Genomic DNA, 13,052 nt, shown 5'->3' with positions numbered 1-13,052 from the left:
AGGACACCCGTATGACTCAGTTATTTTTAGAAGCCTCGGCAAATGAGCCTTCTCTTCAAGGAGTTCGTAAGCTTATTCGAACTTGGCATCGCGTCCAGTTCGAATTATCCCCAGGCAAAGAACACCGTCACTGGAGCTTGGAAGAAAAGCTAGCCTTTCTTCGTAGTGAAAAGCTGGGCCGCTTCACCTTGATCCCAGTCCCAGACTTTTGGCAGGACATCCACCCTGGCATACGAGGAAGTCACTACAAGACCCTAGTCCACTTAGACTATACTGCGTCTGCCCAGGGCCTGCGATTTATTGAAGACTACATGATCGATTGCCTACGCACCTATGCCAATACCCACACAGAGACCTCGGCCACAGGTAAGAACTCAACCATCCGCTTTCACCAGGGGATTGAATACATCAGACGCCATGTTAATGGTGGGCAAGACAGCTTCGTCATTCCGTGTGGCTACGGAGCTACGGGAGCTGTAGAACGAATTCAAAAGATTCTTGGTCTATATTTATCCCCAAAAGGGCAAAAGACTCTGAATGAAACCCTAGGCTGCGACGTAAAAAAAGAGCTAGCTAAAAAGTTTGTCGTGTTTGTTGGCCCTACCGAGCACCATTCTAACGACGTTACTTGGCAAGACGCTTCCCTTTGTCACTTTGTGAGGATCAAAGCCATCAGCGATGGCCCTTCGGTGAATAAAGTCGACCTGGATGATTTAGAAAACCAGCTTAAAAAGTATCCCGACCATATCAAAGTAGGGTCCTTCTCCGCGGCTTCGAACGTCACCGGTATGTCTTTCGATCTTAAAATCATTGGCGACATTCTTAAGCGCCATCAGGCCATGTTCTTCGTGGATTATGCGGCCTCTGGCCCTTATGCAGATATCAACATGGAGCGAGACGGGATCGATGCCCTCTACTTATCGATGCATAAGAACCTTGGAGGAAGCAACCTTGGGTTCTTAGTAGGTAAAAATCATATTTATGACACTAGCACCAACCCATCGTTCGGCGGTGGTGGAACTGTTACCGCAGTGACTCCATGGGAGTATTATTTCCACGAGCGGATTGAAGATCGTGAGTACCCCGGAACCCCTGCTATTCGCCAAGTTTGGCAGGCTGCCTTATCTTTCCAATTGAAGGACTGGGTGGGCGTCGACCAAATTCAGACAATCGACCTTGATTACACCACCAGAATGCTCGATTTCATGGGTGAACATCCAAAGATACAAATTCTTGGCAACCCCGATCCAAAACTGCGCTACCCCATCTTTTCGTTTCTCGTAAAACACGGGGATAGGATGCTTCACCACACCTTCGTTGCAGCCCTTCTCAACGATGTTTTTGGGATTCAAGCCCGATCGGGCTGTGCCTGTGCGGGGCCCTTCGGTCACGAATTGCTTAAAATTCCTAAGGAATTATCTGATAAGTATGTTCAGATGATCCTTAATGTTCTCAATGGATTTAAACCCGGCTGGACTAGAATTGGGATGCACTACACCCTTAGTGAAGAAGAGGTCCGCTACGTATTCCGAGCCCTCAATGGGGTTGCGTTCTTCGGACCGTTGTTTATGGATCACTACTCTTTCGACCCTTACACTGGCGAATGGCTTCACGACCGTGTTGCCGACAGTGAGCCTCAGCTACGCTTGGAAGATGCTCTTACGTATCGAGATGATAGCTCCCAGCTGCCGCGGCTTAACGATGAAAACGGGCTGATGATGGCCTTTGAGCAGCAGTGGCAGGAATTTTTGCTGATGACCAGTGGTAAAATCGCCAATATCGTGATCGACCGCGGCGAACATTTAAGTCGTGGTGCCGATTTTGATCGGTTAACCACGGAAACCTTGCCCATCCTCAAAGACTTCCTCGAAGACTTTGGTAAAGAGTCCTATGAGTTCAGCGTCGATTTGGCCAAGGCTCTATGTCCCTTGATCACCCCCCCAGGAAAGAATCCAGAAGAGTGTCAAAAAACGATCATCGACACTCTTGATCAACTGATTTTCATCCCAGAGAAGAACCTGCATCGCTATGAAGATTTTTCCGAGGTCGATCCTGGGGTTGACTTCTTCTATGTGCCAAAAGGCAAAACCCACCCCAAAATCAATTTGGCGCGGCTTGAAGAGGAAACCCCTTGCCTTCCGTGCACTCCTCGCTAAAGCCTTGATCCCCTAGCCCAGCCAGGGTAGGTTCTGGCCTCTAACTAGGAGGCCTGGGCTTTGGAACTGACAGACTATCTTTTATTGGCTTATGCGTCTATCTGCATATGGGTCGCACTTATCAAGGTGGCCTTATAGGGATAGACAGAAGCCACCTCGGCATAGTTCCTTGAATCGCTTCTTGTCATTCCTCTTTTGGATCGATGCTTCATAAACGCCAGCCTCATCACATAATAGCGCGCGGCAGTAGCCCTTATACTCACGAACGCGTCCGATGATCCTCTTCTGATCGATATCATCACCTAAAGTGCAAACGTCATGAGCAGCAAGCACCACGTAGCTCAGAGGAAGGGACCGGAGATCAACTTTAAGCTGCTTTGCAAACTCTCTCCAAAAAGCGGAGTGATGCACCTGTTGGGGAACATCAGCAAAGAAGTGGCACCAATGAGAGGAGTTTTCCTCCGTTGTCATCCCACAAGGCTTCTGATGCAAACACGGAGCCAAGACTTTGAACTGATCACAGAGCAAGTCACGGGCACGAACCAGGCGATCACTAACAGGATGAGTTCCAGCCTCTACCCAAATGACATATTTTGCGCGGCGTATTCCAAGCAGAAGCTCCTTAAGGTGACTCTCCGTCATTTCTGTTAGAACATGAGATACCAGAAGAATATCGACATCTTCAGGACTTCCCAGAGCTTTATCCAAACTTACATTCGGATATGACATTTGGATCGTCCGCCGGGCAAAACTCATAGCGCGAGGACTTCGATCGAATAACTTAAGGCTCGCGACAGCATCAGTACCGAATATTTCGAGGAATGCAAGGCTAGCAACACCTGTCCCACAGCCAAAGTCTTTCACTCTAAGAGGACCTCGAAATAGCTTGCCGTGTTCCTTCTGAAGGAGCTTCAAGACACTGTGCCACTTCCAAAGAATTCTCTGCCCCAACGTCTCATGGTAGTCAGACAAAATCTGATCATCGGCCCAGTAATCGCGGATGGAGTCCGCCTGAGACACATACTTCCCCCTAAGATCCCGTAAGCTTTGCCAATTAATCTCGACCATGGCTCCTCCTTTCTGGCAGTCGCAGCGAACGCTAGCATACTGCAGGCACTCTCGGGAGCAAAAAAAAACCTAAACCAAAGGTCTAGGCTTAAATAGGCAAAGTTATAACTGGAGCCAGCTTCAGGTATAGAAACAACATCAACATCACAGGCTCAGCCACGGATCAATTTGGAACATAGAAACATCACATGCAGGCAGTTTAAGAAGCAGAAGCAATATCGATTGCAACAAATCGCATGAACACAAGTCATATTCCAAAAGTTCTTATCGAGCGTGAGAATTTACAAGAGCGTTTTCTTCGAGTCTTTCTAAGATACCTTCTAAGACATGGATCGGAAATCCAGTCCTAACATGCTCTAAGTAGAAACTATTGTCTTTTTCAAGATTTTCCTCGGAGTAATGATCGACGATCTTATTCACCAAAGAATCTCGATAGCTTTGTTTTTCTGCTTTTCGTTTCTTAAAGTCCTGAAAATTAAGTACCATTACGTCAACTCCCAACATCATCAATTGTCAGTCTCTATTCATTGCTTTGATACATAATTAAACGGTCTTTTGATTCTTTGCTTTTAACAGAAGCGAAAAAGTAATAGTTTCTCAAGCTAACGGGCTAATTTCCTTGTCAGTTTTTTGTGGGGGACAATAACTTTTACCGGAAAATCGTTTAGAATTTAGACCCTTACGTGGTGGGAACTCCCCCAAGCAGACTAAACCAGAAAGCCGAATTTCCGGGAGAGAAAGCCTTCGATTCTATTGATGTTTACGGAAAGTAACCGATACCCCGTGTGATGCCCCTCTTATAGTAGATGAAGCGAAGGTACAGTATGTCAGAAAATATTCTTGTTTACGGCGCAAGCTCCGCCATCGTCCAGGCAGTTATGCGGCATTTTGCTAAGGAAGGCTGCAGCTTTGTTCTGGTTGCTCGCAATAGTGGGCGTTTAAAATCTGTAGCTCAGGATCTACAAACCAGAGGTGCCCAGCGGGTTGAGACTTTGGTCGCTGATCTCAATGACTTTTCTGGTCACGATGGGTTATGGCAGGCCGCAAGGACCCAACTCGGAACAATTCATCGAGTGATCATGGGGCATGGCAGCCTAGGGTCCCAAGAACTGTCTGAGAAAGATTACCACACGGCGGAAATGGAGTTTCGGACCAATCTATTGAGCTGTATCTCTATTCTGACTCCCATCGCAAACCACATGGAAGCTGATGGTATGGGCCAAATCGCTGTCATTTCCTCGGTCGCAGGAGACCGGGGGCGCAAAAGCAATTACATTTACGGAAGTGCCAAGGCAGCCTTAAGTACCTATCTTTCTGGTCTGCGCCAAAGGCTAAGCAAGGCAGGGGTAAGTGTACTCACAATCAAGCCTGGCTTCGTTGATACTCCCATGACCAGTGAAGTTGATAAAAATGCCTTATTCGCTAGCCCTGAGCAGGTTGGTTCGGATATTTATAGAGCTATGAAAAAAGGCCAAAGCGTTTTATACACACCACGTTTTTGGCTACTGATCATGACAGTCATTCGCCTTATCCCCGAATTCATTTTCAAACGCTTGCCGCTCTAGACGTGAGTGCTAGCCACCCAAGTTACCACGAGGACTCGAAGATTCAGAGAATTCCAACCATTATTGGTAAATTCAAGCCGGACATCAACCAAGTCTACGATCTTTGCTGTGATCATGGCCAGATAGGACTAGCCGCGGCCTTAAAAGGACACCAGGTCACCTTCAACGATCGCGAGCCAGTCATCATCGAGCGACTGCGTCGCGGCATAGAAATAGACCATCCAAGCCTTATTAAACTCTGTCGGTTTCATGTGGGTGATGCCCGGCGCATTCCTTTCCGTAGCCCTTGTCAAATTATAGCGGCTGGAGTTGGCAATCATTTGATCGCAGATATCTGCCAAAGCATTCAAGACAAGGCAGGTATTCGCTTAATTTTGGGCATCCAAAAGCGAAGCGTGGAGCTGCGAATAAAGCTCGATACCCTGGGTTGGCGAATGGTAGATGAAAACCTTTGCCTGGAGCAAGGCCGATTTCGTGAGGTGGTGGTCTTGGAATCCCAAGGTAAGCCGCTTGCCCCCATCGGGGCCTTTGAATGTGATAGTCTGGAGAGTCGTTATCAATTTTTCACTCAACTAGAGCAGCACTTAGAAGTGGTCCGCAACATTCCACCTAATATCCTAAGCTTATGTCGAGAGCGTCGGCAAGAGTGCCAGCCCAGCGATATGGTTTAAGATTCCCCACTTTTTTTCCGATACGTAAGGGACTGGGAGGGGAAGACAAAATGATTAGAATTATTACTCTATTAGCACTTATATCGGCCTTAGCCTGCTCAAAAGCAGGAGAGCCACAGAACAATGAGACACCAACGCAGCTCAACGTCGATCAAGAGGCCGATGCAGAAGAGCGCGAACCAAGCCTTACGGTAAGTTTCGATGATAGCACGCGGCTAGACACACTTTCGGGCTATCTCGTTGGCTTCCAAGAAACCTATGCTTTGCAACGGCTCGGGGAAAGCTCTGAGTTTGTTATTCCATTGGTGGAAGCAGGCCGGTATGATCTTATTGTGACTTCTCAAGACGCTGAAGGCCTGTCGATAGGCTCAAGAATCAATGGTATTCAGATTTCCTCAGGCGGCGGGGCTCGGATTCGTCCCCAAGCGCTGCAAGGAACAACCACCATTAGCGGCTCAGTGGAGAGACTCGGCGGCCAGCAAGAAGGCGCTATCCTGGTGTCTATTCCGGGGACGCACTTTCAGGCGGAAGCTGATGCCAGCGGCGCCTTTGCTATTGCGGATGTTCCCCTAGGAATTCACCAACTGCTATATCAAGCCGATGGCTATCGCATTGGTAAGATCCACATTCTAAACCTGAGCCAAGCGGGAACTCAGACACTTGATACGATGCTTCTCAACGACGCCGAGGGTACGGGCTTTATACCAGCCAAACTCTCGACTCCTGAATCCATAGCGGTCGTCCTCACTCCACCAGCCAATGCTAATAAGGTTCGGGTTTCCGAAACTGGTGACTTCAGCGATGCCGCCTGGCAAGACTTGATTACCACCATCTGGTACTCGTTTTCAGATTTTGGTGAGAAGACGCTTTACGTTCAGTACTCGCAGGATGAAACCAATCTTAGCGCGGTGTTTAGCGAAACATTTGTTGTTGAAGATCCTGCACTCGGTCTCTAGGTTGTTTTAGCGCTCAGGCCGACCTTTTACGGCTTTGAATTGAGCGCTAGCGGCAACCTGAATCGCCTGCTTATCAGCAGCAAACTTGTGTTCCACGTAGCCAAGCACAGACACTGGCCTTCGGAAGCTCAGTTTTCCAGAAAGCAAGCTTTTAGGCTACTTTCCTGCTTGTTCCAAACATCCTTCCAACCTGAGAAAGACTCTCTGATTACTTGGCAAGTCGCTACTGAAGGTTCTGCACTTTCCGTAGCTAACAATGCTGCTCCACTTAAAATTTCCGAGAGTACCAATTTAGGGCCCTGAACAGAAAAATCGAGGCTCTGGTTGAGCTGGTCTAGCCAAGCAAGAGAGAGTTTCGTCTTCTCTGCAGATGGGTTAGCACTATTTTTGACTCTGTTCGAAGTGCTTAGCAATTGATCTACAGTATGTGCAATTACAGCTCCGAGAGAGTGAGGTGAACCTAAATAAAACTCACCACAGTCATGTGTGAAGTCATACTCTACATCTGACTCGACATTAAACAGGTAGTCTAAGAATTCCTTTGTCCACTTCTTGCTTTTAATAGCACCCGGCATTGATGGACTAGCAGGATCTCGCGTCATAGTCATACATGGGGCATTCTCAATACCTGGAAGAGTCTGATTGCTACTGTAGTACGAGAAAAGATCAGAAAAGCCTTCGTTAAGTGCGCCAATGATCAGACTACTTTCTAATCTAGTGTCCCTTAAAGCTTGCGGATTAGCCCTTCGGATGGCGTGAGTGGTATGAAGGAAGGGATTTCTTTCTAAATATTCGAAGTATCCCAGATTTTTATCCTGAAGTTTTTCAAACATGTGGGCGCTAAAAACATGATGGCCGTACTCATGTCTCGCAACAAAAGGCATTTCCCACATTGGCGTTGGTACATTATCGTTTATAGACTTGGCCGTGTGATGAGGTAGAAACGCAATTGTCGGATCACCCTCATAGTTGCTTCGATAGAAAGCATTATACACCATATCAGACTTCCGGTACTGAGCTCCTACTTGCGCATCTGGGTCGTCTTCTAACACAAAGTCCTTTGCTTCGTCGGAATGGCGTTCATAGCGATCCACTTTTACTAGAGGAAGGACTTCAAGTATAACGTTCTTAATCTCTTCATTGCTATTGCTCTCGTACCATAGTCTAGCTTGGCTGACTTCTTTAGCTACCTTTAAACCAACGTATTCCCTACTCCGCTCAGGATATACTTCATCGCATAGGGTAAGAGATTCACTTAGTGAAATCATTTCAGAGCTGAAGGTTTCGATAGAAGATAGAGTTCTGGTTTGCAACTGCAGATCGTAGCTTACTTCTTCAACATAATGCTCTTCCTGGCCGCTACCCACAGCACTAATGCCGTGAAAGCGATCTGAGTAAAAACAATTAGAGCCGACTATAGGTAGCTCATCAGCCTCACCGTAGAAGTTTCTTTGTAAGTCCCCGGCTAGGTACCAAGGCTGAGGCTCGACCTCGACTGGTACTTCCACCACTTTTTCCTCTCTATCACATGCTTGCCCGAGAGTTAAAACGCTCACGAGGGCTGCCGCTTTACATCGTCTCATTAAGTCTCCGAATGTTATTGTGTTCAGCTTATCTATTAGTACCTGTACATCAATCTATATTGCAAAAAGAACGATCTTTCAGACTGAAAAAACAAAAAAAGAGTGCATATCACCTCTACACTCGCCCCACAAGATAAGGGTACATGCCTTATCAACACCGCTTCAGTGACTGTATGCGCAACCTGCTACTGTCAATATAGCGGCAGGAAAGTCTATATTGGTCGCGATGCTAAAAACAAAACGAAGAAAGGATCGTTACGATGATACGTACTTTAGCACTACTCTGCTACAAGCTGACGGCCTCAAGTTCAACTCTCTTTGCCTTTTCAAAGTGCGATGCATCAGACTGGAAGAAACATTTATGCGAGCTACCTAAGGCAGGAGTACGATGCCAAACCGATCTTGCTTCACGCACAATGGTTAGGGCAATATGTGCTTATGAAAGTTGTCCAGCATACATAGGAGGATGTGCTGGCTTTCTTAAGAAAGATTTTTGGTTGCCGGTGAGCATTAATAGTGTTTCGATGCGCTGTCAGTGCGCTCCAAAAAAAGAGTGACGAGATTGTCTGCTAGACCTTTGGTCTAGCTGTTTTGAAGATGATGGGACTTGAAGATTCAGACTTTTAAAAAAACTACTGCTTTAAACCCCAAAGATGACTATTCGAGACCTAAGCCCATTGAGTGCATTCGACTTCGTCACTTTGATGACAGTCGATTGATATGACCAAGGGGCAGGAGAACGAGATCCCCGCTAAAGGTCAAATATAAGTAGTAACTATACATTCTCATCGACTCTGCTTGTAACGATAGTATATCTACATATGTTGAATGTAACATCAGAAAGTATGAAGAATTTATCGAAATAAATGCAACATAATCAGAAAATCAACGTATCTAGAAGTGAAAATGGCTCACAATTGAGCCCCAAAAAGAACAATCGAAAGGAATATCGATTATGACCAAGACAAGTATGTTTAAATCCGTTCTTATGACAAGCTTACTGGTATTTGGAGTTAGTATTTTTGGAAGTGAATCTTCGAAAGATCATTCACTTTCATTGGAAGAATTTATGATTGAAGAGATTGACAAATTTTACCAAGATACTTCTCCTCAACAATGCCCAGACTCAGTAGTTTGCGAAGAAGAGAACGACGACGCTTTTAGTACCTGTAGTAATATTACAGTTTACTGCTATGAATACTGTAATGGCCGACTCACTGGTATTCGCGAATACTGCTACTAGATCAATTCTACATTAGGGGGGGGAGAGGAACTTCTTCTTTTCTATTCCTGGCCGTACCCTCCTTTTGAGCTCAATATTGGAAGATTTCAGCCTAGGAGGTATTTGTTGGTAGTTTTGCTGAAATGTGTTCGCTATTTTCTAGTAATATTCTTGTGCTTGCTAACGTACTTAGCAGTCGTGGGAATTTGGGCCAATAATGTTACTTCACATATTCTAGCCGAGCTCGACAACAGGCAAAACGTAGCTGTACTAGATACAAAGCAGGAAGAGCTATTGCTTAAGATTGAAGATCCAAGATTTTACGAACACTTTGGGGTCGATATCTCTAATGGGCAGGGATTAACCACGATAACTTCATCAATAGCACGCGATCTTTTTCTATCTTCCAAAAATCTGACTGGTATCAATGCTAGTATGCAATCCTTTTATAGGTATGTGTTTGAGTGCTGTAAGAAAATTGATTTAGGGCGAGATGTTATGGCAATTGTATTGGATAACAAACTGCCAAAGAAACACCAACTAAACTATTTTTCTTCGAATTCGTATATGGGTTCATATAAAGGTAGACAGATCAAGGGTTTTTCTGAAGCTGCCGAGGCATATTTTGAGAAACCACTCAATGCTCTGACAGATGAGGAATTTATAGGTTTAGTCTCAGTTCTTATCTCTCCAAATTATTACCATCCTAAACGCAATCCTGAACGTCATCAGCAGCGTCTTAGGCGTGTTAAAAAAATAATTTCGGGAGAGTGTACTCCTAATGGGTGGTTAGATGTTTCTTATTTGGATTGTCATATTGCTGGCAGCAAGAGTTAACTCAATTGTGTTTAATTTAAAACCGAGGCTGACCCATTCTTAGAACCAGCTGAAAGTTGAGTCGCTTCGTTCTATCCACCCTTCATCTGAATTGTAACCTCAATCGGTGTTTCCTTTCGAAGGCTATGATCACCTACTTTATGCACCAAAACAATCTTCGGCTCGCACCCAATTCTAGGGTCGTCTTTGCAATGAGTCATTTGAAAATCTCAGCGGCGAACGCTCATCAAAAAAGTAAAAGAAAGCGCTGCCTGTCGTGATGTAAAATGCAGGCACTTTCCATGTGGTTATCAGCAATCAGATTGGAATAGCAGATGAATGCTTCGTTGTGGATGTGACCCTTGACGCCGAAGTATGGAGTCAGACGAATTGAAGATTCGGCATATAGGTTTACTGTCTGTGCTATGGCCCAGACATAAAGTTTGAAATATCCCAGTGTTGCCTGCAGGCAGCAAAATCTAATTTTTTTGAACAAAATTATTTCACCCCCACCTATGCTAGTCCCTGTCTCTGGAAGGTTCTTTCCAAAAGCGACAATCTTTAATCCTAAGAATCAGGGGTATAATATGATGAATAAAAAAATTGGTTCCGCACTCTTTTTGTCTGGACACCTACTAGTGGTTTCATGTGGAGACGCAGGGATAAGCGATTTAAGCTCCTCAACAGACCTAAATCTCAATAGTAACATTGACGGTAAGATAGGAACCATCGAGGGGTGTTCGGCACAGCAGGAAAAATTCATTAGGCGAGGAGCCATGTCAGCTGAACGACTTATGGTCGGCCTAAGCATCGTAGCAAGTGATCCAGCGCGGATTGATTTAGTTCATGATCATTTTGGTGCCAACGCTACTGGCGAAGAGGTGAGAAGTGGCTATGAGAAAATGATCGGACATACCCGTAACTTCGAATGTCAAAGCAATACTGAAGGCTCATGTTCAAAAGTTGGAGTACAAGCTTATGTTGCAGGTGGAAATAGCGCAGACTCGACTGTCTTTGTTTGTGATCGTGCTCTAGACCTGGATGATGAAAGAGCAGCTAGAGGTCTAAGCACTCTATTCGTACATGAATATTCTCATCTCAATCCATTAAATACCAACGACCTAGGCTTTGGTGTTGCTTCGCTAAACAATGCATACTCATGGGGTAATACCTTCACTAGTGCTTCAAAAGAGTATTTACCAAAGAAATACCACCCATTTAAGTATGAAGATGCACCTTCTTATAGATACTATAAACTTGATCTAACAGATGCTCCACCTTATTTCGCGAGCAAGTGTTTCTCAGAACTACTTTTCCTTGACAAAAATGGTGTAGATCAAAAGGATTCATCAACGACACTCGAGGTTATCAATGCTCAATATGAGTCCACAAGATCACAGGCAAATATAGATAGAGCTTTGGATGGAAGAACTTCATCATTCTTCTGCGTTACTTGGAATGAAGCTAGAGATGGCGCCGCAGCTGTATTCGATCTAGGACGAAAAGTATCAATTTCATCCTACGGTTTGGGTGGAGGCGATCGGAGTTCACTTGATGAATGGACTCTATATGGCTCCAACACTGCTCAAGATGGTGATTGGAAAAAACTAGATTCGAAAACCGGCCAAGCACCTACAGATAGAAACACTATCAATTACTTTGAACTAGACTAGTGAGTCCGCCTCTGGCTAGTCCAGAGGTGTGGCTACTCAAAACCCTAGTCAGAAAAAGAAGTAATAACGATTTCAAACACTTAAATTTGGGCCTTATCAGGTCCATTTTTGACCTTATCTTATAATCATGAGAGATTTTTTGACCATAATCTTAGCTACGATCAGGGCATACTTCATCCTTTTGACTCCTGGAGGATCCAAAAAGCTTGTGGCCGAGAACCTAGCACTAAGGCAGTAGCTGATCGTTGTTTCGAGGAAACGCCAGAAATCTCCTCCACTAAAGACAATTGATAGAGTTCTTCTAGCTTTTACTGCTTTCTTTATACCCAAAAAGCGCTTAGCCAAGCTTGGAATCGTTGTTAAGCCTGCAACAATTTTAAAATTTCATAGGTCTCTAGTCAAAAGAAAATATAGCCAGCTTTTCACTTCAAAAGCTTAGAAAAAACCAGGTCGCAAGAGCTTTGACAAAGATATGATAAACCTTGTTCTAGTGAGGTAGTATTATTGACCTGTTTTTCGCTTTTACCAGCGAGAGACTTAACCCTGACATATTCCGCCAAGACAAACCCACTACTGATCGTCAAAATGGATAGAATAATCGAGATACCATGTCAGGTATGGTTTTTGGTTAGATAGCTGCGGTATCCAGTGATTGCCTATACTTGGCCTAGAACCTGGGTTAAACGCAACATTTTCAGAATTCTTGAGTCCTACAGAGACGACCTTTGAACCACTAAAAAAGGATGTTCCCAATGAGTCAGACTATTCAGATCTCCGCGTACTCTAGCTTAGTCGAGCCAGTCGAAATCGACTTCCCCCACAAACTTACTGGAAAAATGGAGCATGGTAGCGCCGAACTACAAAACCACCTGGAAGGTTTCATGGGATATGTTCAGCAACAGGCGGACGGTACTATGACTCGACAAGCTTTTTCTGTACTCGATCACCTACATAAGGTGAAACATTGCCTAGCATTTGAGATATCTGAATCAAACCTTGATCATCTTGCTGGCTGGGCACAAAGATCAAATTCGATTCTTTTTCTTAGAGACGGCTCCATCAGATCTCCAAACGGCCAAGTTATTTTAGCTCCTGGAGTGGAACTTGAAAGTCTTGAAGGTAGAGTTCCATTAACTGAAGAATCTAATGAAAGAAGAGAGCGATCTTATGTTAAACTCGAAGACTTGAAGCTAAAAGCACCTCCGATCCCTTTTTCAATAAGTGAAAGTGAAGTAATCCTTAGAGATTGGAATTCCCCAAAAAATGCGGACAAATGTTTACTGAACAGCGCAGTTTATTTCAAATTGCATGGGGCTAAGATAGCCTAATGCTGAATGTTTTC

Annotated in this window: 12 protein-coding genes and 1 pseudogene; 9 read left to right on the top strand and 4 right to left on the bottom strand. The window is 44.8% G+C overall.

Annotated features, from left to right (window positions below; all coding sequences use genetic code 11):
* Window positions 1-11: 11 nt before the first annotated feature.
* A complete protein-coding gene (locus B9N89_RS20880; RefSeq protein ID WP_132322459.1) occupies window positions 12-2,156 on the top strand; it encodes an aminotransferase class V-fold PLP-dependent enzyme in 2,145 nt (714 codons plus the stop codon).
* A 132-nt stretch (window positions 2,157-2,288) separates the two neighbouring features.
* Here the strand turns inward: B9N89_RS20880 and B9N89_RS20875 are convergent, their stop codons facing one another.
* Together B9N89_RS20875 and B9N89_RS20870 are read right to left on the bottom strand one after the other, a co-directional pair.
* Window positions 2,289-3,224 carry a small ribosomal subunit Rsm22 family protein gene (locus tag B9N89_RS20875; RefSeq protein WP_132322461.1) on the bottom strand — a complete coding sequence of 312 codons (936 nt, stop codon included), beginning with the start codon at window positions 3,222-3,224 and terminating at the stop codon, window positions 2,289-2,291.
* Window positions 3,225-3,488: 264 nt separating this feature from the next.
* A complete protein-coding gene (locus B9N89_RS20870) occupies window positions 3,489-3,710 on the bottom strand; it encodes a hypothetical protein (protein ID WP_132322463.1) in 222 nt (73 codons plus the stop codon).
* A 338-nt stretch (window positions 3,711-4,048) separates the two neighbouring features.
* Here B9N89_RS20870 and B9N89_RS20865 point away from each other — a divergent pair, with 338 nt between their 5' ends.
* Genes B9N89_RS20865 through B9N89_RS20855 form a run of 3 tightly spaced genes read left to right on the top strand, consistent with a single transcriptional unit; the run spans window position 4,049 to window position 6,416 of the window.
* Window positions 4,049-4,789: an SDR family oxidoreductase gene (locus tag B9N89_RS20865; protein WP_132322487.1), complete on the top strand. Its 741-nt coding sequence runs from the start codon at window positions 4,049-4,051 to the stop codon at window positions 4,787-4,789.
* Window positions 4,790-4,791: 2 nt separating this feature from the next.
* Window positions 4,792-5,460: a tRNA (adenine(22)-N(1))-methyltransferase TrmK gene (locus B9N89_RS20860; protein WP_159455528.1), complete on the top strand. Its 669-nt coding sequence runs from the start codon at window positions 4,792-4,794 to the stop codon at window positions 5,458-5,460.
* 50 nt (window positions 5,461-5,510) lie between these two features.
* On the top strand, window positions 5,511-6,416 hold the full coding sequence (locus B9N89_RS20855) for a peptidase associated/transthyretin-like domain-containing protein (RefSeq protein WP_132322467.1): 906 nt from the start codon (window positions 5,511-5,513) through the stop codon (window positions 6,414-6,416).
* Window positions 6,417-6,422: 6 nt separating this feature from the next.
* Here B9N89_RS20855 and B9N89_RS31925 read toward each other — a convergent pair whose 3' ends face one another.
* Together B9N89_RS31925 and B9N89_RS20850 are read right to left on the bottom strand one after the other, a co-directional pair.
* The gene (locus tag B9N89_RS31925) at window positions 6,423-6,563 is read right to left on the bottom strand and encodes a hypothetical protein (protein ID WP_234996137.1); all 141 of its coding nucleotides are present in this window, start codon (window positions 6,561-6,563) and stop codon (window positions 6,423-6,425) included.
* Window positions 6,545-7,999 (bottom strand): hypothetical protein, encoded by a 1,455-nt coding sequence (locus B9N89_RS20850; protein WP_132322469.1) that lies wholly within the window; start codon window positions 7,997-7,999, stop codon window positions 6,545-6,547. The genes B9N89_RS31925 and B9N89_RS20850 overlap by 19 nt, the downstream gene beginning before the upstream one ends.
* 955 nt (window positions 8,000-8,954) lie before the next feature.
* On the opposite strand from B9N89_RS20850, the gene B9N89_RS20845 reads away from it, so the two are divergent.
* The 5 genes and pseudogenes from B9N89_RS20845 to B9N89_RS20830 all read left to right on the top strand — a co-directional run bounded on the left by B9N89_RS20845 (window position 8,955) and on the right by B9N89_RS20830 (window position 13,038).
* Window positions 8,955-9,242 (top strand): hypothetical protein, encoded by a 288-nt coding sequence (locus tag B9N89_RS20845; RefSeq protein ID WP_132322471.1) that lies wholly within the window; start codon window positions 8,955-8,957, stop codon window positions 9,240-9,242.
* A gap of 177 nt (window positions 9,243-9,419) precedes the next feature.
* Window positions 9,420-10,058 carry a transglycosylase domain-containing protein gene (locus tag B9N89_RS20840; RefSeq protein WP_327355769.1) on the top strand — a complete coding sequence of 213 codons (639 nt, stop codon included), beginning with the start codon at window positions 9,420-9,422 and terminating at the stop codon, window positions 10,056-10,058.
* Between the two features lie 277 nt (window positions 10,059-10,335).
* Window positions 10,336-10,431: pseudogene (locus tag B9N89_RS32460) on the top strand (hypothetical protein); the annotation flags it as partial.
* A 193-nt stretch (window positions 10,432-10,624) separates the two neighbouring features.
* A complete protein-coding gene (locus B9N89_RS20835) occupies window positions 10,625-11,710 on the top strand; it encodes a hypothetical protein (protein ID WP_132322475.1) in 1,086 nt (361 codons plus the stop codon).
* Window positions 11,711-12,462: 752 nt separating this feature from the next.
* Window positions 12,463-13,038, top strand: coding sequence for a hypothetical protein (locus B9N89_RS20830; protein ID WP_132322477.1), 576 nt, complete (start codon window positions 12,463-12,465; stop codon window positions 13,036-13,038).
* The last annotated feature ends 14 nt before the right edge of the window (window positions 13,039-13,052 follow it).

The organism is Pseudobacteriovorax antillogorgiicola, assembly GCF_900177345.1.
In the GTDB taxonomy this organism is placed as follows: domain Bacteria; phylum Bdellovibrionota_B; class Oligoflexia; order Oligoflexales; family Oligoflexaceae; genus Pseudobacteriovorax; species Pseudobacteriovorax antillogorgiicola.
The sequence above is the reverse complement of the archived record's forward strand: the minus strand, read 5'-3'. Positions and strand labels throughout refer to the sequence as shown.